At 30.6% G+C, this 21,092-nt stretch carries 15 protein-coding genes; 6 read left to right on the forward strand and 9 right to left on the reverse strand.

Translation table 11 applies throughout. The annotated features are described in order from the left end of the window. Positions 1–114: 114 nt before the first annotated feature. The gene (locus tag SYN6308_RS22945) at positions 115–1,053 is read left to right on the forward strand and encodes a DUF1848 domain-containing protein (protein ID WP_017295840.1); all 939 of its coding nucleotides are present in this window, start codon (positions 115–117) and stop codon (positions 1,051–1,053) included. Positions 1,054–1,086: 33 nt separating this feature from the next. Here the strand turns inward: SYN6308_RS22945 and SYN6308_RS17985 are convergent, their stop codons facing one another. The 6 genes from SYN6308_RS17985 to SYN6308_RS18015 all read right to left on the reverse strand — a co-directional run bounded on the left by SYN6308_RS17985 (position 1,087) and on the right by SYN6308_RS18015 (position 9,312). Further along, the gene (locus SYN6308_RS17985; protein WP_017295841.1) at positions 1,087–1,719 is read right to left on the reverse strand and encodes a DUF1822 family protein; all 633 of its coding nucleotides are present in this window, start codon (positions 1,717–1,719) and stop codon (positions 1,087–1,089) included. Between the two features lie 45 nt (positions 1,720–1,764). Then, positions 1,765–2,457 carry a hypothetical protein gene (locus SYN6308_RS17990; RefSeq protein ID WP_017295842.1) on the reverse strand — a complete coding sequence of 231 codons (693 nt, stop codon included), beginning with the start codon at positions 2,455–2,457 and terminating at the stop codon, positions 1,765–1,767. Between the two features lie 21 nt (positions 2,458–2,478). Further along, positions 2,479–3,903: a DUF1822 family protein gene (locus tag SYN6308_RS23575; RefSeq protein ID WP_017295843.1), complete on the reverse strand. Its 1,425-nt coding sequence runs from the start codon at positions 3,901–3,903 to the stop codon at positions 2,479–2,481. Between the two features lie 154 nt (positions 3,904–4,057). Further along, the gene (locus tag SYN6308_RS18000; protein WP_017295844.1) at positions 4,058–5,734 is read right to left on the reverse strand and encodes a hypothetical protein; all 1,677 of its coding nucleotides are present in this window, start codon (positions 5,732–5,734) and stop codon (positions 4,058–4,060) included. A gap of 1,227 nt (positions 5,735–6,961) precedes the next feature. Beyond that, positions 6,962–7,891, reverse strand: coding sequence for a DnaJ C-terminal domain-containing protein (locus SYN6308_RS18010; protein ID WP_017295845.1), 930 nt, complete (start codon positions 7,889–7,891; stop codon positions 6,962–6,964). A 299-nt stretch (positions 7,892–8,190) separates the two neighbouring features. Beyond that, the gene (locus tag SYN6308_RS18015) at positions 8,191–9,312 is read right to left on the reverse strand and encodes a site-2 protease family protein (RefSeq protein WP_017295846.1); all 1,122 of its coding nucleotides are present in this window, start codon (positions 9,310–9,312) and stop codon (positions 8,191–8,193) included. A gap of 461 nt (positions 9,313–9,773) precedes the next feature. Between SYN6308_RS18015 and SYN6308_RS25005 the strand changes: the two genes are divergently transcribed. After that, a complete protein-coding gene (locus SYN6308_RS25005; RefSeq protein WP_158412768.1) occupies positions 9,774–9,932 on the forward strand; it encodes a hypothetical protein in 159 nt (52 codons plus the stop codon). Between the two features lie 61 nt (positions 9,933–9,993). Here the strand turns inward: SYN6308_RS25005 and SYN6308_RS18020 are convergent, their stop codons facing one another. From SYN6308_RS18020 to SYN6308_RS18030, 3 genes are all read right to left on the reverse strand, one after another. Beyond that, complete coding sequence (locus SYN6308_RS18020; RefSeq protein WP_017295847.1) at positions 9,994–10,746, reverse strand: potassium channel family protein; 753 nt, start codon at positions 10,744–10,746, stop codon at positions 9,994–9,996. A 10-nt stretch (positions 10,747–10,756) separates the two neighbouring features. Next, positions 10,757–12,094 (reverse strand): TrkH family potassium uptake protein, encoded by a 1,338-nt coding sequence (locus tag SYN6308_RS18025; protein WP_026102152.1) that lies wholly within the window; start codon positions 12,092–12,094, stop codon positions 10,757–10,759. Positions 12,095–12,210: 116 nt separating this feature from the next. After that, complete coding sequence (locus tag SYN6308_RS18030) at positions 12,211–13,170, reverse strand: 3'(2'),5'-bisphosphate nucleotidase (protein WP_017295849.1); 960 nt, start codon at positions 13,168–13,170, stop codon at positions 12,211–12,213. 106 nt (positions 13,171–13,276) lie between these two features. Here SYN6308_RS18030 and SYN6308_RS18035 point away from each other — a divergent pair, with 106 nt between their 5' ends. From SYN6308_RS18035 to SYN6308_RS18050, 4 genes are all read left to right on the forward strand, one after another. Further along, the gene (locus SYN6308_RS18035) at positions 13,277–13,933 is read left to right on the forward strand and encodes an SDR family oxidoreductase (protein ID WP_017295850.1); all 657 of its coding nucleotides are present in this window, start codon (positions 13,277–13,279) and stop codon (positions 13,931–13,933) included. A 99-nt stretch (positions 13,934–14,032) separates the two neighbouring features. Further along, positions 14,033–17,782, forward strand: a complete 3,750-nt coding sequence (locus SYN6308_RS18040) for an EAL domain-containing protein (protein ID WP_017295851.1) — start codon at positions 14,033–14,035, stop codon at positions 17,780–17,782. A gap of 394 nt (positions 17,783–18,176) precedes the next feature. Next, positions 18,177–18,623: a pentapeptide repeat-containing protein gene (locus tag SYN6308_RS18045; RefSeq protein ID WP_017295852.1), complete on the forward strand. Its 447-nt coding sequence runs from the start codon at positions 18,177–18,179 to the stop codon at positions 18,621–18,623. Positions 18,624–18,838: 215 nt separating this feature from the next. Continuing rightward, positions 18,839–20,311, forward strand: a complete 1,473-nt coding sequence (locus SYN6308_RS18050) for a site-specific integrase (RefSeq protein WP_017295853.1) — start codon at positions 18,839–18,841, stop codon at positions 20,309–20,311. Positions 20,312–21,092 lie beyond the last annotated feature (781 nt).

The following is a 21,092-nucleotide window of genomic DNA, read 5'->3' on the forward strand; positions in this document are numbered from 1 at the left end:
TAAAAGCCTCATTTTTTCGTTTTAAATTGGACATCTCGTTACTTGTGTTGAATTCTCTTTTTTCGTTAAAATTAAAATCAAAAACCTTTATTTTCTTGAAAAAAAAAATTAATTATGATTATAAGTGTAAGTCGTCGCACCGATATACCAGCTTTTTATGCTAAATGGTTTATAAATCGTATTCTTAGTGGTTATTGTACGGTTCCGAATCCTTTTAACCAAAAGCAGATTTCTCATATTTCTTTAAAGCCCGAAGATGTAAATATTCTTGTTTTTTGGACGAGAAATCCGAAGCCATTATTCCCTTATTTAGAGGAATTAAATCAACGAGGTTATAATTATTATTTTCATTTTACAATCACGAATAATCCTGTTTTCTTGGAGACGAATAACCCTCCTCTGGAAACTGCCATTAAAGTCTTTCAAGAATTAGCTGATTTTATCGGTTATGATAAAGTAATTTGGCGTTACGATCCTATTGTTTTAAGTAATTTAACTGATGTTGAGTTTCATTTGAATAATTATGAATATATTGCTAAAAAGTTGTCCAATTATACTCAGAGATGTGTGATTAGTATTTTAGATAGCTATTCTAAAAGTAATAAACGACTTAAGCTACTAGAAAAAGAACATGGTTTTCACTTATTTACATTAGAAAATAATAAAGATAAGTTTGATAAATTATTGGTAAATATTGGAAAAATTGCGAAAGACAAAAAACTTGAAATATTTAGTTGTGCAGAAGAAATTGATTTAGAAAGCTATGGAATAAAACATGGAAAATGTATAGATGATGAATATATTGAAAAAGTGTTTTATAAAGACGTTATTCATAAAAAAGATCCTTCACAAAGAGAAGCCTGTGGATGTGTAGTTAGTAGAGATATAGGTATGTACGATACTTGTTTATTTGGTTGCCAATATTGTTATGCAACGACAAACTTCGATAAATCAAAGGAAAATAATAAACTTCATAATCCTGAATCATCCTCTCTAATTGAATATTATCAAGAGCCTAAAAACGACAACTTAAATCAGTTAACACTGTTTTGAATACTAGGTTATATTGATAGCCTAATATACTTATCAATTTATCATTAAATTTTCAACAATAAAACTATCTTCTAATCTTATCTCGATCGAAATTTTTGTATTTCCTGAAACCTTAAATCTTTTCAACTGAATAATATTATCTTGCTGTCTTGAGATAACAGATTCTTGAACTAAATTACCATCTTCATCAAATAACATTAACTCTAAATTTGTTGGTAAAAAGGAATTTTCAGTTAAAGAATGTAACTGAATAACTACCGCTAATTTTTGTTCTTCTACTTCCTCACAACTAATAACTAAAGCTATCTGATTATTTCCAATATTAATTATTTTACAGGCTTTTATTTCTTTACTTTTAATCATATCCTGTTGACTGCGTAAAGTAGGAGCAAAACTTAAATTTTTTTCCTGAAATAAAGACTCTAAAGATTGCCACCCATCGTTAAAAATTCCCCCTAGCCATTGAGAAGTATTAATCCAAATTTGACTTAAAGTTTCGTTTTCTTCCTCATCATCACCCCATGTTTCTAGCCAATCACTTTCTACATCTTCAATATATAAATCAACAAAATTAACCCCGTATTGAAGCCAATTATCTTGCATTTGACGGGCTTTTAACAAGGCTTGATTGAAACTATCTAAAGGGTTTTCAGTTGTTGTCGTCATATTAATTAGAAAAAAATTGTACAAATGTCAGATGATATTTTTAATTTAAGCTATTTTTAAGTATTTGCCATCGCTGAGATTATTACTATTATAAAGTGCTAGATTAACGATTCGATCGAGGTAATGTTTATCCGCAGGATTATAATTAGAAAATAAACCTCTATTAATTTCCCAAAATTCTAAAGTTTCCTGCCATTTTTTATACTTATCACTTACATATTTATCATCAACAGTGGTTAATTGAACACATAAAGATTGATTTTGAGAATGACTAACAATTATATCTGTTGCCATAGAAAAATCAGCGATATATCTTTGAAAAATAACCCCGCCTTTTTGATTAATTTTTTGACTTAATACTTGAATTAAAATTTCATCATTTGCTTCATATTCTCCAGCCATTAATTTTTTTTTCCAGATATAAAGTTTAGCATCTTTACTCCTTAACCATTGAGGGAAAAGAATCGAATACCAATATCTTTCTGTTGCCTTCATTTGCTCGTAAGCCTGTTTTTGTGCTTCTGAAGAAGACAATTTTTTTAATTCTAACCATACATAACTATCTTGTATTAACTGAATTAAAAAGGCACTAACAAATTTTTTAGAAGTTAATAAACCATTTTTTTTATCTTTTATCCAAAGATTTATTTCTTGTAATTTATTAGTTAAATCAGGACATATTTTTTGAGCTTCACAAGTCAGTAAATCCAAATGTTGTTTAACTTCTTTTCCTTGCAAAATAAAAACTCTCCCTTTGATTTATAAAATAAAACTTTCTTGCAAACTAACCTCATTCAAACTAATTTCTAAAGAAAACTTAACACCACGAGGCGCTGTAAAACGTTTTAATTGAATACAATTATCATAATCCCTTGAGATGACCGTATCTTGAATTAAATTATTATCCTCATCCAAAGCACTTAACTTCAGATTGGGGGGTAAATAATTCTCTCCTTGAGGTGGATAAACTTGCACTGTCACAGTTATTTTATCATCTCTTGTCGGCACACAAGCCATTAATACAACGATCGATCGACTACCTAATTTAATGCCTAAATCAATTAACTTCGCCCCAGTCATCATATTTTCTTGGTTATTATCTGAATTTTGACTATTTAAACTACGGGTAGCCAAACTCATTTTTTGCCCATTAAATAGGCTATCAGCTTTTAACCAACCTTCAGAAAAAACTCCTTCTAACCAATCACTTATATTGACTAATTTTTGATGAATATTATTAATATTTTCATTAGGTTGATAATTAGTTAAATTGATTGCGTTATTTTCCTTATTATGTTTTAGATTACTCTCCTTATTATGTTCTAACTTATGTTTTAAAATATCCTCCTTATTATGTTCTAAATTATCTTTTAAATTACCCTCCTTATTTTGGTTTAAATTATGTTCTAAAATTTCCTCAGATAAGAAAATATTTACCTCTCCTGAGTTGAGAAAATGTTGGTATAATTCCTCTCGCCATAAATCATCTGTAATCAAACTCGCCCATTCAGTAAAAGGAATTAAAAATCTGGGAGAATAGCCATTATTTACCCCCCAATTCTCTATTAAAATATGAGCTTTATTTTCACTAATTTTAGATATTTCAGGGATTGCTACTCGCTCAGAATCACAAAATTCTCTGGCAACTAGCATGACATTTAAGTCTTCAATTAAATCATCCTTTTCTAAACTATAGGTTTTTTCTAAAGAATTATATTTACCAATAGTTTTTAATTGTTGATGAGTGGTATAACCCCAAACTCTTAACCAATTTTCGGTTAAATCTAGCTGAATTGGTAAATAATAATCCGCCTCCCATCCCGGAATATCAACCCATTCTTGAGGAATATTAAATTTGTCTAAATTATCATTAGTAGTCGGAATTAAAACTATTTTTGTTTTACCAATAGTAATAGTTGTACCGTTAATAAATTCCCAAATACTATTTAATTTTTCAATAGTAGGATAGAGTTGAGGATTTTCTTCTAAATCTGCTTCTTCCTTTAACCAGTTAATTAAAACTTCTGCTGAAAGACTATTCAAATAGGCTTGAAAACGAGCTAAATCATAAGAATGTTGCTGAGACTTTTCCCAGTTTATTTGTTTTTCTCGATCGGAAAATTCCAGCCATAATTGTTCAGGATATAAGTCAATTAATGTTTCTAATTTTTTTAATAGTTTCATAATTTTAATTCAAAGTTTATTTTTACATTGTATGAGCATAAATTGATTGTTTCAATCTTTATTGATGGTGTTATTAATTATTTATAATTGGTGGGTAAACAAATTAAATTTCCTAATTATTAGGCATAAAACCTGTTTTTACCCACCCTATAATCTAAATTCTTAATTTTCCATAAGGTGCAGAATAACACCATTTTTCGACAAAATTCGATATTTCTTTATTATCCCTAGAGATATTAAGATTTAATTTTTGATTAACATAGTCTATTAATTGCTGTTGTAAAATTGATTCTGCCTCATGAATTTCTTGCTTAATTTGTTTTTCAGTTTTATGGACTATGTTAGCAAGTTTAGCAAATTTTTCTTTGTCTGAGGTTTTTAATTTTCTTTCTACTTTTAAGTCAAATAACCCTCCATAAAATGAGGAAAGAAGTTGTTGTTTTTCTGGAGTTAATTGGAGGAAAATAATTTCTAGTTGACGATACAAATCTTTTTGAAAAAAGTTGGATAACCAAGAGGTAATAAATTCATTAACTTCCTTAATGTCTGGTGAGGTTATTTCTCTTATTTTTTGTTGTTGTTTTTCTATTTTTTGTTGTTCTTTTTCAGTTTCTTCTGATGTTTCTATTCTTTGTAATAATGTTTCTCGAATTTGATTAGTTAAACCTTTTAAAAATGATGCTGTAATGCTTTTTCTTTGGCGAGAAACAGTAGTTTGATGAGTGTCTAAAAGTATGGCAATAGTTGACTGATTTAAACCTAAACCATTGTTAAGAGTTAAGATTATTTTACCTTGATAATCGAGATTTTTTAGTTGATTTTTGAGGATTAAATTTATTTCACTTCTATTTAGATAAGATAATAAATTATCGTCTTCAGTGTCTTTTTCTTTTGTGTCTAAATTATGAGATAAATCGGCTTCTGTGATGATATTACTATCTTTATTTTCTTCGTCAATTTCTTGAGTGGTAAAGCTGTAAGTATAAGCATTAATATGCCTTTGTTGTTGATAGATGTTAACGGCTTCCTGACATTGTGTCATTATTTTTTCAAATTTGATGGGGGTTAAATTTGTCATAATTTCCGATGATGGAGTTAAGTTTTGAGAGGATAAAATTTGATAGAGTTTGATTATGTCATTGATTTGTTTTGGAGTTGGGTTAGTTAATTTTTTATTATTTAAAGTTGGTTGATTTTGACTATAAACTTTTTGGAAACAATCCCAAAGTAGTAAATAATCATTGATGGTTTTTTCGTTATAACCTTTGGTATATAATGCGGTTTGTAATAGTTTTTTTGTAATGTTTTTTAGTAATCCCCATTGACTATATTTTCCGAAGCCGTAGATTTGATAAATTGTGTCATAAATGGCACTTCTTAACCATTTTTCACTATAGGTTTCGACACTAGAATAATCGGGATTAAATTGATTAAATTTACTGGTTAATTGTTCGATGTTGGCGGTTTTTTCAATAACAGTATCAAAGGCTGTTAAATAAAATTGGGTGGTTGCTATATTGTCTTTTTCAAGATCAATTTTAGCAAAGAATTTTTGTACTGCCCAATAACAACTTGATTGAAGATAAGCTACTAAATGGGATTTTGCATAGGGGTTATTATTAACTTTATTTAACCAGTATAAAAAGCATTGATTTTCATCAGTAGGTAATTGGAGTTGATTTTTAGCGATATTTCTAGCTAGTTGTACATCTTCTCGCCATTGACATTTGACATAAGGCATTTTCCCTTCGATGACGATTTCTTCTACTAATAAAAAACTAGAAAATTTTTGAACTAAACTGCTTCGTGGTGCTAAGTAAGATATTGTCATTATTTATCGATAAAAAGATTAACTGTTAAAGATTGGCTTAATAAAATTCAGTTTATTTCTTCTGAGGAAATCATTATTTCCTGACAGCTTGAAAGATATGGCAGTGGTATTTTTTTCTGCTATATCTATTAGGATTTGAGTTCATTTCCTGTAATATTTGAACTTTCAATACCTCTATCAACAGTTAATTAGTTGTGAGCCTCTGGATATGAGTAATTATGTATGATCATACTTCAGTTTTCCTCCTTCATTGATGATTTTCCTCACATTTATTTATCAGGAGCGATTTTAATTTTTATGCGCATCTTGGATAATTTAAGCACAATAAATTCAAAAATCTCTAATCAAATAGTATATCTCAGATATTGTTAGGTTCTGATCAATACACTTCCACCTGAGTTCGATATAAAAATAGGTGAGGGCTGACTTGGAAGACTCCGAAGACAGGAAGACAGGAAGATTGTATTTCTGATGAATGAATAAAATTCTCTCAAAAGTACATCAAATATTGAGAATTTTTCTCCCTGTCCACTTGTCCACCTGTCTAGTTTTCATCATTTTCTTTATGTCGAACTGAGGTACTTCCGAACTTATATATCAGGAAAAATTTAAGAAAATATACAGTTAATGGAGAGATGTATTAGAGCTTTTAACTGTTAACTAATAGTTTATTATAGTTGTTTATACCTACTCACGGGATAAAGGTTGACATTTTTTTTAAAATATGTTAGCTTTTAATGAAGTCGATAACCAAGACTGTTAAAACTATTTAATTTAAAGATTAAATTAAATAAAAATTAGTTATTATTCAAGATTAATCAATTAATTAGAATAATAAAAGTAGGGTGGGTTACACCCGAATCAACGCTTGTGGACAGTATCAAGCCGACTTGACTGGTAGAAGCAAGAAGTAAACGTCATAGGTAACTATGAGTAAGTTTTATATAACAGGATAGACTTTACTGATAATTCTTACTAATTATGCTTAGAGGTTTTTCATTAAAGTCTCTAAATCTTCCCCTGTCTTGCTTTAAATTACTAAAATGGAATGTTATCTAATAAATTAAAATCTTCATCTCCCCATTCGTAATTTTTTAAGATACACTCTTCTTGTGACTTTAATTGTTTTTCGATTTTGTTTCTGAATTTTTCTAAAGATTCCCAAGGTAAATCATCAGAGGTTTGACAATTCCAAACTTCTTGAAATTTTGTTGTTTGATGCTCTTTTTATCTATCATAATAATTAATCAATTTTTGTCGAGGTTTAAACTGTTCAATTTCCCTAATTTGTTCATATAATTTCTTCTCTGCTTCACTCACTTCTGAGGGAACAATTACATCTATAATAATTAATTGATCCCCCCTTTCTCCTCTTATATTAGGATAACCTTTATTGGCCAATTTTAATCTTTGCCCTGACTTAACTCCTGCAGGTACGTTCATTTTCACTAATCCGTCTATAGTGGGTACTTCGATCGAACCACCAACGATGGCTTCAGCAGGAGTTAAAGGAATTTCGCAGGAAATATCTGCACCTTGTAACTGAAAAATAGGATGAGGTAATATCAAAATTTTTAAATATAAATCCCCTCCTCGAATACCTTGCCCTTTTAGTCGTATTTTTTGACCATGATACATACCAGATGGCATATCAACTTCAATCGATCGACCATCCTCTAATTTAATTCTTTCCCTACCGCCAGAAAAAGCCTTTTCCAGAGGTAAATCTAGTTTAGCCTCAATATCCTTGGGTAGAGAGCGAGGGGGAGGAGTTACCGCCCTTGCCACACGGTTCGTACCGGGGCTATAATCACCTACGGGGCGAGTAGGATTAGAGGAGATTCTAGTTTTATTCCCACCATTAGCACTACTAATATTATCCCAAAAGCCTTGAAAATTCTTGGGAGGAGTAAAACCACTACCACGATTTACAACTCGTTTACCAGTACCCAAAAATTGCAGATCATATTGTTGTCTTTTATGATAATCAGAAAGAATATCATAAGCCTCGTTAATCTGCTTAAATTTTTCTTCAGCATTAACATCTCCTTGATTTACGTCAGGATGATAACGTCTTGCTAAACTACGAAACTCTTTTTTGATTTCTTCGGGGGTAGCATCTCTTCTTACCCCTAAAATGGCATAATAGTTGGTCACTGGTGATAAGGAATGAGGAATTAATGGAGAATGGAGAATGGAGAATGGAGAATGAATAATATAAAGTTCAGATAATCAGTTATAAAATAAGTTTGTAGTGATGGCTTTAGCCATTTATTAATGAGCTTTAAAAGGCTTATTACGAACTTATATATAAAAAAAATTATATACAGAAATATTTATTATAAGTATTTAAACGAACTTGATATTAATCAATAACCCATCGTGAAATAAATTTCTAATAGAAAAAGTCTCTCTTAGAGACTAATTATTCATTGTTAATTGCTAATTGTCAATAACTAAGCATTGGCATTAGTCATGTGGGATTGTAAAAATTTCACAATACCTTGTTTTTCAATTAGTCCTACCACGAAACCATCTTCTTTTACAACTGTTAACTCTTGTTCTGGTTGTTGTTCTATTAGTTTAACAACTTCTAGCAAAGAAAGGGTATCAATAACAGTTGTTACTTCTGCTTTTGATTTCATTAAGTCTGATACGAGGGTTTCATTCCATAATGAGGTAGAAATCGATCGAATTTCATCCACATTTAAGACACCGATTAAAATACCATTTTCATTAGTGACTAAAAATTTGCGCCATTGTTGTTTACCAATAACATATTCATTAGCAAATTCTCTTAAAGTTAAAGTATCAGGAATGACGGGGCTTTCGGGTAAAATAGCATCGGCGGCGGTGTAGTGATTCAATTTATCTTCCATTCTGGCGGATTGGGCGGCATTTCCTGCATTTTGGAGTAAAAACCAACCAATAAACACTGTCCAAAAGTTACCAAAACCGATAACATTTAATGTACCTAATGCACCAATAATTATAGCAGTCCAACCGAAAAATTGTCCTACTCTCCCCGCAAAAATTACGCCTTTTTGGGGATTACCTGTGATTTTCCAGACAATAGCTTTTAAAACGTTACCGCCATCGAGGGGTAATCCGGGTATCATGTTAAATACTGCTAAAATAAAGTTAATGGTAGCTAGTAACGACACAATGAGACTGAGAGCTAGGGGTAATTGAAAATTAACGCCGATTATGGTAAAGATAATAAATAATAGCACACTTACTAAAGGTCCTGCGATCGCCACAAACAACGCTTGTTCGGGGGTTTTGGACTCTTTTTCTAAGGATGCTAAACCACCAAAAATAAACAGGGTGATGGATTTAACTTCGATACCTTGCGCCATAGCGACAAAACTATGTCCTAATTCATGGGCTAAAACGGAGGAAAATAGGAGTAATGAGGTGAAAAGTCCTAATATCCAAGGTAAAATACCGGGTAATTGAGTTTGATAGGCTAAGTCTGTGCCGTAGGTTAAAGTCATTAACCCTAATACTAAAAACCATGAGGGATGAATATAGAAGGGAATACCAAATAAACTTCCGACTCTAATATTTCCATTCATAAAAGTTATTCTCCGAATACAATGTTGATTAAAATTGCTTGTAAACTTTCTTACATCATGTTCACTAATTATCTATATTTATAAGTATTTATCTGAACTTGATATTATTCGATCGTTTTATTGTGCTTAACCTCTATTGTAGAAGATTATGAAAAACTCTAGTTTTATCTCAATTACGGTAATCTACCAAAAAAAGTTCGGTTAGCAGATAGGTTAATAATGAATTAATGTGATTCAACAAAAACTGAGGGAATTAACTCATTTTAGACACTAAATTATATAATTTAATCATTAAACTCCCAGAAAATTTTATATTTATTTTATTTTTATTAAAGAAATCTGTAATTTTATTAAGATAAATGAAGAAAAAGCTCTTCACCTTCATAAATCTGATAGCATTCTAAAAACTAAATCATTCATAATGTAATTATCCCATTATTATTATCCAGAGGTATCGATCGATGAAATTTTGTCCTAAATGTAAAGGCAGTGGAAAAATCTTAGAAAAAAGACTCTCGGAATATGTCAACTCCTATGATTACTATCCAGTGCCTTGTCCTCATTCTCAACAGGAAGCAACAGCTGTCAACTCTCGCAAATCTTACTCATTGAGTCGATAATGTTTATTTGTAATCGGGCTGTTAATTGTAAAAAGGTATCTATAATTTATCATTGACAGCTTTACAGTTTATTAATGTCTTTATTTGAGCCGATAACTACCATGGATAACCCCTGAGTCAACACATATTGAGGGGGAGGATTAATTAAAAACTTGTCATCGTTACCAACGGCTAACACGTTTAAACCATATTGACTGCGTAGTTTTACTTCTGCAAGGGTTTTGCCGTCAAATTCTGGAGGAATAGATACCTCTACTATACTATTATCTGGGTCTAGTTCAAATCGATCGAGAATACCCGGTTTAGTGAGGGTATAGGCTAATTCACAACCAGCATCGAATTCGGGATAAACCACTAAATCAGCACCCACCTTTTTTAATAACTTACCGTGGGTTTCAGAGGATGCTTTGGCAACAATATATTTAACTCCTGCCTCCTTCACATTGAGAGTAGTAATAATACTTTCTTCTAAGTAGTTACCAATGGCGATAATGACGGTATCTAATTCAAAAATACCTGCTTCTTTTAAAGCACTAACTTCAGTACAATCAAGGCGAATGGCATTAGTAGCAATCTTATCGGTTAAGGCTTGGGCAACTAATTTGTCATCCACATCTACCCCTAAAACATCATGCCCCATATTATAAAGAGTTTCAGATACAGCACGTCCGAACCTACCTAAACCAATAACGCCAAATTGACGGGTACTTTTTCTAAGACTATTTAAGAATTTTAACGAACCAAGGTCTAAACTAAAAAAGTTTTTAAATCTTTCTTGGGGTGTATTTGAGGAGGGATTATTATTACTACTCATATATATATAGTTAACCTACTAACAAATTTTCTGGAGGATAATTAATGCGACTGGGGCGAGGATCACCTATAATAGCACCCATAAATAATAATACTCCTACTCGTCCCAAATACATCGTAAAAACTAAGGTTAATTTTGCTAATGCGGATAAACTAGCGGTGATACCAGTAGATAAACCAACGGTGGCAAAAGCCGACACCACTTCAAACAGGATGGCAATAAATTCAAAGTCGGGATGAAGGAGGGAAATAATTAAAGTCATTACCACTACGGTTACGGCTGAACCAAAAACCACCGCCATCGCCTTTAATGTTAGAGATACTGGCACTTCCCTTTTGTACATTACCACTTTCTGTTGTCCTCTTAATACCGCTTTGGTACTATTTAATAAAATACTCAAGGTTGTGGTTTTAATACCTCCTCCTGTACCACTAGGACTAGCCCCCACAAACATTAAGCCGATGGTAACGAATAATCCTGCTATACTCATTTTACCTATATCGATCGAATTAAAACCAGCAGTTCTTGTAGTAACAGACTGAAACCAAGATGCAATCAATTTTTCTGATAGGGATAAATTATCTAGGGTATTGGAATTATGGGATTCGGTGAGGTAAAATGCGATCGTACCTAAAACTAATAACACAAAAGTAGTCCTAATTACCACCTTAAAATTTAAAGATAGTTCAAACTGATGATGAGCTTGAGTGTTAAATTTATCTAGTAGCCAGAAAACACATTCAATGATGACTTGATAACCGATACCGCCAAAAATAATTAAGAGGCTGATAATCAGGTTAACGGGAATAGAGGTTTGATAACCGATTAAACTATCGGGAAATAAACTAAATCCTGCGTTATTCCATGCACTGATAGAGTGAAAAATCCCTAACCAAACACTTTGCCAAAATCCATAATCTTTGATAAATACCGTAAATAATCCTAGTGTTGCCATGGACTCTAAAATAAAGGTGGTGGCAAATACTGATACAATTAAGTTGCGACTACCCTGCAAAAAAGGTCGATCGAAGGTATCATTCATCGCTAGTTTTTGACGAAAATCGAATTTTTTGCCCATGAGGAGAATGAGAAAAGTTGTAGTAATCATATATCCTAGCCCTCCCACTTGAATCAGGCACATCAGAAAAAACTCTCCCCACAAGGAAAAATAAGTACCTGTATCCACTACGGTTAAACCTGTTACACACACAGCAGAAGTAGAGGTAAATAAAGCCGTAATAAAATTTCCCCATTCTCCTGTTTCCGTGGAAAAAGGCATCATCAATAATAATGTGCCAAGAGAAATTACAGCTATAAAACCCAGACAAATAGTTCTCGCAATAGTCATTTCAATTAGTGAATAATGAATAATGGATAATGAATAGACTTCGACTCAAAAGATTTTTATTAGTTTGTAGTAAGGGTTAAAACCCTTTTTTTATTATGGTTTATGCCTAAGTCTTATTAGCTATTCAAAGCAGAAATAACTGCATCATGGATTAAACCATTACTCACTACCACCCCTCGATTATCATTCATTTTACTCGCAGTAGCAAAGTCTAGGGGTTTACCATACATATCTGTAACTTTTCCTCCTGCTTCCTCTACTACGATCGAACCAGCAGCATGATCCCAAATGTTCTCTCTATAATTCGGATATTTAGGGGAGGGTAATCTCAAATATAACCCTGCCTCTCCCGAAGCAACAATACCATATTTCGCTTGAGAATCCACTCTCACCGAATCCGTAGTAATACCCACCATTTGCGCGATCGTATTTTGTAACTCTTGATCTCCGTGACTAGCTTCAACACTTTCCACGAAACGAAAACGAGTCTTATCATCAGGAGAAACTACCTGTAATTTACTCCACTCATTACCCGTTAAAGGCATTTTATAACTACCCTCCCCCCTAACTGCCACGAAAATATATCCTGTTTCTTCACCATCTAACTTTAAGGCAGGGCATCCCATTATCCCTAGTTTTACCTCTCCATCCTCAATTAAAGCTAAAGCAATAGCATATTGATCTTGACGTAAAAACCCTTTTGTGCCATCAATAGGGTCTAATGTCCAAAATTTATTCGTTACTGTACCATTTCCATAATCAATCCAGTCTAAAACATTATCCGTCGTCGCCGAAGGAATAATCTCTTTTACATAATCAGTAATCTTATTAATGGTATCTGATGAATCACTTTGTCTTAACTCTGTAGCGTCTTCCTCTCCCACAATGGGAATATCAGGGAAAGCCTCTTTTAATGCTTTACAAATTATAGCCTGAGAACCGAAATCTGCTACCGTAACAGGGCTTTTATCTTGTTTTTCTATAGCTGGAGGAATATTTTGACGTACTTTTTCACATAATTTTGCCGCCTCTGTTACTGCGGAAATAGCAATTTCTTTTTCAGCTTGATAACTCATAAACCATAATTATTGATGAACAATCATTTATTATCAATCATTTGTCCTATTTTGACTATACTAAAAATTATTATAGTTAATAAAAGTATTAGGGAGAAAAATATTCATGAAAGTATTTGTAGCAGGGGCAACAGGAGAAACTGGCAAACGAATTGTGTCGGAATTAGTCAAAAAAAATATCAGTGTTTGTGCCTTAGTCAGAGATGAAAATAAAGCTAAGGAAATTTTACCTTCTGAAGTAGAGTTAATCATTGGTGATGTGCTTAATCCTGATTCTTTTTCTTCGGCTTTAACCCATTGCGATATACTTATTTGTGCTACTGGAGCAACTCCTAGTTTTGACCCAACTGCTTTTTATAAGGTAGATTATGAAGGTAGTAAAAATTTGATTGATTCAGCGAAGGAAAATAATATCGATAAATTTATTTTTGTTACTTCCTTATGTGTCTCAAGATTTTTTCATCCACTCAACTTATTTGGTTTAGTTTTATTTTGGAAAAAACAAGCAGAAAAATATTTAATAGACAGTGGTTTAAATTATACTATTGTACGCCCTGCTGGATTAAAAAATGAAGATAATCAATATCCTTTAGTTGTTAGTAGTGCTGATACTTTATTTGAAGGTTCAATTCCTCGTGTTAAAGTAGCCCAAGTTTGTGTAGAATCTATTTTTTACCCTGAAACTAATAATCGTATTTTAGAAATAGTCGCTCAAAAAGATGCTCAATTTCAAGAATGGAATCAATTATTAGGAGGTATTTAATTTCATTCTTTCACCTAAAACCTAACACTTCTCCTCCTCAAAATATTTTTGAAGCAACCCCCTAATTATTCATTTTATATTTATGTTTAAATAATTGATATGGATCAAGTTATTCTCATTCTAGGTATTGTCATTATCTTTGTTGTTATCAATTTTTTATTGATACTATACATTTATAAATTAAATAATAATAACTTAAAATTAACCCTAGAAAAAGACGACTATAAATATAAGTTGTTTAGTCTAAAAGAGAAGGAAACATTACTATCTCAACAACATCTCTATAATTTTGCTATTATTCAAGCCCAAAATATTATCATTAATACCGTTGATATTGAAATTATCTATGATCAAATCACTGATTTAGTTAATGATGTTTTAAATCTGCGTTTAAGTTATTTATTACAATTCATACCTGATAAAAATTACTTTATTATCAAAACCTATAAAGGATTAAAATTAAGTAGTGAAAATCAAAATAATATCTTTACCCTTGAGCATCCTATTTTGGAAGTTTTTACTACAGATAATAATTTTCTGATTGACGATCGAGAACATCTTAATCTAAAATTAGACTGTCTGAATATTGATCATAAAGAGCAAATAAAATCAGCGATTCATTTTAATATTATTAACCCCCTCACCTTAGAAAAAATTGCCATATTAGGATTATATACCGAAGAAAATAATAAGTTTAATACCTTAGAAATAGAATTTATCCAAAATATCATTAAAGTTATTCAACAAGGTATTGAAAAAATATCCCAAGCCGATAAATTAAGTTTACTAGAAAGAGCCATTAATAATAGTACTAATGGCATAATTATTAGTGAAGCAAAACAAGGAAATCCGATCATTTATGTTAATTCAGGATTTGAAAAAATAACCGGTTATTCTAGCAGGGAAGTAATAGGTAAAAACTGTAAACTTTTACAAGGAAAAAATACTAATCCACAAGAGATAAATATATTAAGACAAGCTATTATTAATCAACAAAAAACAAAAGTTATTCTCTGTAATTATCGTAAAAATAGTACACAGTTTTGGAATGAAGTTTATCTTTCTCCTGTTTATAATCATCAAGGGAAAGTTACCCATTTTATTGGCATTCAAAATGATATTACTGAAAAGTATAATATTGAGCAACATTTATCAATTAAAACCCAAGAGTTAGAAGTTTTTAATCAACAATTACACCAGATTAATCATCTTAATAATATTGACTACGATTCGATCGAAAATCCCCTTAATTTTTATTTAGAAAAAATTACTAAAATTTTAGAAATAGATATAGCAATTATCTCAGAATATTTAAGCGATAAACATAGAATTATTGCTTTATATAATGAACTCTCTAACGATAACTTATTTACCCAAGAAAATTATTTGATCAACAGTTTAGCACATCAAGTACTCATCCAAGAAGAAACAATACTGTTCGATAGCACAGCAACCTTTCACGATCGAAATGAAAGTAATGAGCAAAATAATATATTAACTTCACTAATTCCCGAAGAATTAAATATAATATTATACAGAGGAACTCCTATCTTCATTAATAAACAAATATATGGAGTTATTCATTTATTTAGATTTAGTAATAATCAATCTAAAAATATGATACCAGACACCTTAATTGAGTCTATTAGTCAAGCAATTAGTAGGATTATTTTAAGAGAAGAAACCGAATTAGAAAAACAACAAATTAATATAGCATTAAAAGAAAGTCAAGAAAGATTAAATAACATACTTTTTTCCTTAGAAGATGTAATTTGGTCAATTCATCCTCAAACATTTCAATTAACATATATTAATGCCGCCGCCGAAACTTTATTCAAATGTCCACTATCAAACTTTTTCAAAAAACGTACTTATTGGCTGGAATTAGTACACCCAAAACAAAAACAACAAATTAAAGAAGTTTACTCTAATTTATTCAATATTTCCTTATTAGGAGATAACCTTCAATCCCATGATATAGAATATAAAATTAGGCTCAAAAATGGAGAAGAAAAATATATTAGAGATAGAGCTCATGTGGTTTATAATGATCAGGGAAAAGTAGTTAGAATTGATGGTATTATTACCGATATTACTAATAAAACAAAAATTCAAAAAGCCTTAGAAAAAAGTGAAGAAGAATTTAGACTAATTTTTGAACTTGCGCCTATTGGTATGATGATTACTAATTTAGAAGGAAAAATTATTCAAGTTAATCAATCTTTTTCTGACTTACTAGCATACCCTCTTTCTAATATTATTAATCAGAAAGAAACTCGCATTTGTCATCCAGAAGATAGAGACAAAAGTTCTCTATTTAAACAGCGAATGATTACTGAATATTTAGATCAAGATAGTCAAGAAAGAAGATTTTTAGCCTATAATGGCTCAGTAGTTTATACTCTTGTTAATGCTACGACATTAAGAAATAATCGAGGAGAAATAATCCATTTTATTCAACAAATTATCGATATTTCTCAACTAAAAATTATGGAAGAACAAATATTTTATGATGCTTTTCATGATAAATTGACAGGATTGCCTAATCGTTTTCTTTTAATGGACAGATTAAAACAATTTTTAAATAGAAGTATTAAAAATCAGAATAATTATTGTGCTATTTTACTCATTGATGTGGATAATTTCAAAAAAATTAATGATAGTTTAGGACATAAAATAGGAGATGATTTATTAGTTTTAATCTCAGAAAAAATTGTAGATTGTGTAAGAGAAATTGATACGGTTGCTCGTATTAGCGGTGACGAATTTGTGGTATTTTTACCCGATATAAATACAGAAAAAGATAGTCATGAAATAGCAGGAAAAATTTTAACTGCCTGTAAATTTAATATATTTTTACACGGACATAATGTCTTCTCTTCTGTAAGTATAGGCGTAACATTAAGTTCTTTTGGTTATAGAAAATCAGAGGAAATGATTAGAGACGCAGATTTAGCTATGTATCAAGCTAAAGAAAGTGGACGTAATTGTTACCGTATATTTAACCCCACTATGCACACAGATTTAGTCAAAAGATTGAGTTTAGAATCTGCTTTAAGAAAAGCCTTAGAAAAGGAAGAATTAGAGCTTTTTTATCAACCAATTATCAATCTCCAAACAGGAATGATAGCAGGATTTGAAGCCTTAATTCGTTGGAATAGTGAGACTCATGGATTTATTTCTCCCGTAGAATTTATCCCCATTGCGGAAGAAACAGGGTTAATTATTTCTCTAGGAAAATGGATTTTACAAAATGCTTCTCAACAGATAAAAAAATGGGAAAATCAATATCCTGAATTAAAATTATTTACGGCGGTTAATGTCTCTAGTAAACAATTATTAAATCCTAATTTTTTACAAGAATTAGATGATATTTTAGCCTCTACTCAAGTGAATCCTTATCTTTTAAAAGTTGAAATTACTGAAACAATTTTAATGAACAATTATGATCATGCTAAGAATATTTTAACCAAGATTCAAGAACGTCATTTAAAAATTTCTTTGGATGATTTCGGTACGGGATATTCTTCTCTTAGTTATCTTCATCGTTTACCTTTTAATACTCTTAAAATCGATCGAGCTTTTATTCAACCCTTGATTCATCTCGATCAAAAAAATCCCATTGTAGAAGCGATCGTTACTTTAGCACATAATCTCTCTTTAGATGTGGTAGCCGAAGGAATTGAGACAAAAATTCAAGAAAAAATCCTCACCAATATTAACTGTAATTATGGACAAGGATATTTATATTCTAAACCTGTCAACGCTGAAGAAGCGACAAAATTTATTGAAAATCAGCTTGAGAAAGGAGGAAGAATAGAGGAGTTAGGAGAGAGGAGAAATACTTAAAAATCAATGTTTTGATTCGAATGTGGTTTAATTCCTCATTCCTCATTTTGTCTTCCTAATCGATAAGAATTTTTTATCAACCTCTAATTAACCTAAATTCAATGAATAAATGTAGAGCATTGAATTTGTAGATAAAGGTTAAGAAATTATGTAATTTATCATTAAAAATTGATGAACTTTTATTAAGGGGGACAATCACCACTTAACGTAATTAAGGCATCTATCACCAATAACTGACAAGAACAAATCATTTTATCTTAATAAAACTTAATATTTTTCCCAATAGTAACCAAAAAAAGAAAATAATGCAAGTTTTTTACGGTTTCTACTAAAAATAAATATGGATTATTAGGGTACAATAAAGTTAGAGCAGAGCGTAAGAGGATAAAATTCCATGAATAAATTATTAGCTACAACGATCGCAATTTTAAGCACATTCGCAATCATAAGCTCCGTTAAAGCTGAAAATCCTGCTCATCGAGAACAATTACTCGAAACTAATCAATGTATGGGATGTGATCTCAAAGGTGTTGATTTACGAGGAGAGCATCTAATTGGTGCAGACTTGAGAAACGCAGATTTACGATATGCTAACCTTGAAGGTGCTAACCTTGAGGGAGCGGATTTAGATGGTGCAAATTTGCAAGGTGCAGATTTAACTAAGGCTTTTTTAACTAACGCTACCATGAATAATAGTAATCTTAACAGTGCAGATTTAAGCTATGCCATTATTTTTGATGCTCAAGTTAAGGGTGCAACCATGAATAATATGAACATCGAAAATGCTAGTATTTTTGAAACTAACATTGGTGTTGGTGGAGAATACCCTGAGGAAGAATAATTGAATATTAATCAATTTTTGATATAGCAACTCATATTTTATTTTGATCCACCAATATAATTAATACTCTGAATATTATACTATATCGGAGCGGCGGGATTTGAAATCAGAATAGTTTTATTTTATTATGATTTTAAGCTCACTCACTAACTTAGAATTATTCAAAAATAGTGAGGTTTAGTTAGACTTGCATCAATTTTGCATCATCAAAATATATGGATACTAACGATAACAAAACCTATGAAGGGTACTTTGGAATAATTAGACATTTCAAATTAATCAAACAAGAACTTCCCAAAGGAATAACAATTATTAAGAGAAACAATAAGCTATCATTACAATTTGCAACTCCTAATAAAAGAAGATCAACTTATAGTATTAATGAAAACTTCACAATTCATGGATTAAATAAAGCATTAGAAAAAGCGATCGCCGTTGCACAAAAATTAAGCAATTATGAGTCTGAATCTGAATTTTGGCAATGGTATGAAGAAATAATTAAAGGAATAAATAAGAAGACTATCAATGATATTATCAGCATTGAAAAAGCTATTGAAACAGTTAAGAAAGAGTTTTTTAGTCGTAAAGATAAACGAGGTCTTAAACGTTCAGAAAGTTGTCAATCCGATCAAGATTCTTATTACCGTGAAAATGGATTTTATTTTCAAAAATTGCCACAAAATCAAAATATAACTTATCAAATACTATACGATACCTTATTTATTTATTGTGATAATAAATATCAAAGAAAATTTCAAGATTGTTTAAGAGCTTTCATTCGATTATGTGACCTTAATAATTTAGATACTATTCGTAAAAAACTGAGTAAATTTAAAGTATCTAAGGATAAACAAATGTCAGATCAAGAAATTGAAATACAGTCTCCAATGACTATTGAAGAATTTTTATATTTTCGTGATTGCTTATTAAATATAAAAGATAAATACCAAAATGATAGAAAATTTTGGTTATTAATATATTCTTTACAAACAATTTACGGATTAAGAATTGGTGAGCTATTATCAGCAAAAAATTTAGATAATGATTATCGTTTAAGCGATGAAGCTAATAACAAAAAAAATGATAATACTTTATTTAAAGCAATTTCAAATATTGAGAATAAGTCAAATTATTTAGTAGTTACAGATTACAGTTTTAATAATGATAAAACAGCAAAAACTGGTTATAAAATTTGCATTCCTATAATCCCCCCTGATTATCCTAATCTATTTGACTTATTAGAAATTAAACAATATATTCCTATTTTTATTGATCGATTAAAACAGTATCAAAAAAGAAAGAATTTTACTTGTTACGCACGACAAAACTTAGAAAAATGGTCAATGAAATTTTTAGGACGAAAAATTAGTCAAACTCACACTCTAAGAAAATTAGGTAATGCTAATGGTATCGCAATGGGATTACCTGATAGTTTAAGGGCAAAAACACTAGGACATAGCATTGATGTTAATTATCGCTATTACCAAAATTTTGATAGTCAACTGATTATAGACTTATTTGAATCATCAAAAAAACATAAACAACCTATACCTTTTCAATTGGCGGTTAAGTTAGTTGAACAAAAACTTCAAAATATACCTCAAAATGAAGGAGACAAAATAAAACCCTTAATGTGGGAATTGCTGAAAGATATTTATCAAGTAGATTTACCAGATAATCTTTTTTAGGTTTTAGTGAAATTCAAAAGTTTTTATCAAAAATTAACGTAAGCTGTCTGTTTTTACAAAAAAAATAACGTAAATACAAGGTTTTAGAGTCATATATTACATTTATTAAAATTATACATATCAATAGTTAAAGACTAAACACAGACAAAAAACAGACAACTGCAATTGTAAATATATTTAACTTTAATATTTAAAAGGTTTTCACAAATTTATAAACACAGACAATTAAACAGACAAAAACAGACAAAAGATAATGTGAGTAATTCTCAAATTGTTTTTATCTCTGAAAGCATATTTAAAAACCCGTTCTAACTCTGTTTAACTTTTACCGAACCTTAAAGGATTGGTAGAGAGTTAATGATGGTTAATGATGGTTAATAAGACTAAATCTTTGTAGTGTGATTTTTCTATTGTTAAAATGCTTCTATGATTCGGGTTCGTTTAGCGGAGATCCATGTATGTCCACTAGACGAATCGGCATCCTAACGCTATCCAAAAATAACAATAATACTTGAATACTTAAAACAGTTTGGAACTAAGTTGATAACCTTTACTAACTTGTTTCTATAGGATCAACCCTTAAAGGTTTGATAATGCACAATGACAAGTTAATCATGGTTAACAAAGGGTTATATAGATTCAATCCTTTAAGGTTTGAAAATAAACGTCACCCCATATCACCTATTTATGAGTCTCTCTAAAGTTTTTCTAAAATCAAGTAACTACTGTTGTCATTTTCTGGTTTATTTGTCTGAAATTGAGAGTTTTTATCACTATTGTT

Source organism: Geminocystis herdmanii PCC 6308, assembly GCF_000332235.1.
Lineage (GTDB): Bacteria > Cyanobacteriota > Cyanobacteriia > Cyanobacteriales > Cyanobacteriaceae > Geminocystis > Geminocystis herdmanii.

Bases quoted from the DNA above. Each gene is read 5' to 3' on its own strand.
- SYN6308_RS22945 (WP_017295840.1), top strand. From the start codon at position 115: ATGATTATAAGTGTAAGTCGTCGCACCGATATACCAGCTTTTTATGCT.
- SYN6308_RS17985 (WP_017295841.1), bottom strand. From the start codon at position 1,719: ATGACGACAACAACTGAAAACCCTTTAGATAGTTTCAATCAAGCCTTG.
- SYN6308_RS23575 (WP_017295843.1), bottom strand. From the start codon at position 3,903: ATGAAACTATTAAAAAAATTAGAAACATTAATTGACTTATATCCTGAA.
- SYN6308_RS18000 (WP_017295844.1), bottom strand. From the start codon at position 5,734: ATGACAATATCTTACTTAGCACCACGAAGCAGTTTAGTTCAAAAATTT.
- SYN6308_RS18015 (WP_017295846.1), bottom strand. From the start codon at position 9,312: ATGAATGGAAATATTAGAGTCGGAAGTTTATTTGGTATTCCCTTCTAT.
- SYN6308_RS25005 (WP_158412768.1), top strand. From the start codon at position 9,774: ATGAAATTTTGTCCTAAATGTAAAGGCAGTGGAAAAATCTTAGAAAAA.
- SYN6308_RS18020 (WP_017295847.1), bottom strand. From the start codon at position 10,746: ATGAGTAGTAATAATAATCCCTCCTCAAATACACCCCAAGAAAGATTT.
- SYN6308_RS18025 (WP_026102152.1), bottom strand. From the start codon at position 12,094: ATGACTATTGCGAGAACTATTTGTCTGGGTTTTATAGCTGTAATTTCT.
- SYN6308_RS18030 (WP_017295849.1), bottom strand. From the start codon at position 13,170: ATGAGTTATCAAGCTGAAAAAGAAATTGCTATTTCCGCAGTAACAGAG.
- SYN6308_RS18035 (WP_017295850.1), top strand. From the start codon at position 13,277: ATGAAAGTATTTGTAGCAGGGGCAACAGGAGAAACTGGCAAACGAATT.
- SYN6308_RS18040 (WP_017295851.1), top strand. From the start codon at position 14,033: ATGGATCAAGTTATTCTCATTCTAGGTATTGTCATTATCTTTGTTGTT.
- SYN6308_RS18045 (WP_017295852.1), top strand. From the start codon at position 18,177: ATGAATAAATTATTAGCTACAACGATCGCAATTTTAAGCACATTCGCA.
- SYN6308_RS18050 (WP_017295853.1), top strand. From the start codon at position 18,839: ATGGATACTAACGATAACAAAACCTATGAAGGGTACTTTGGAATAATT.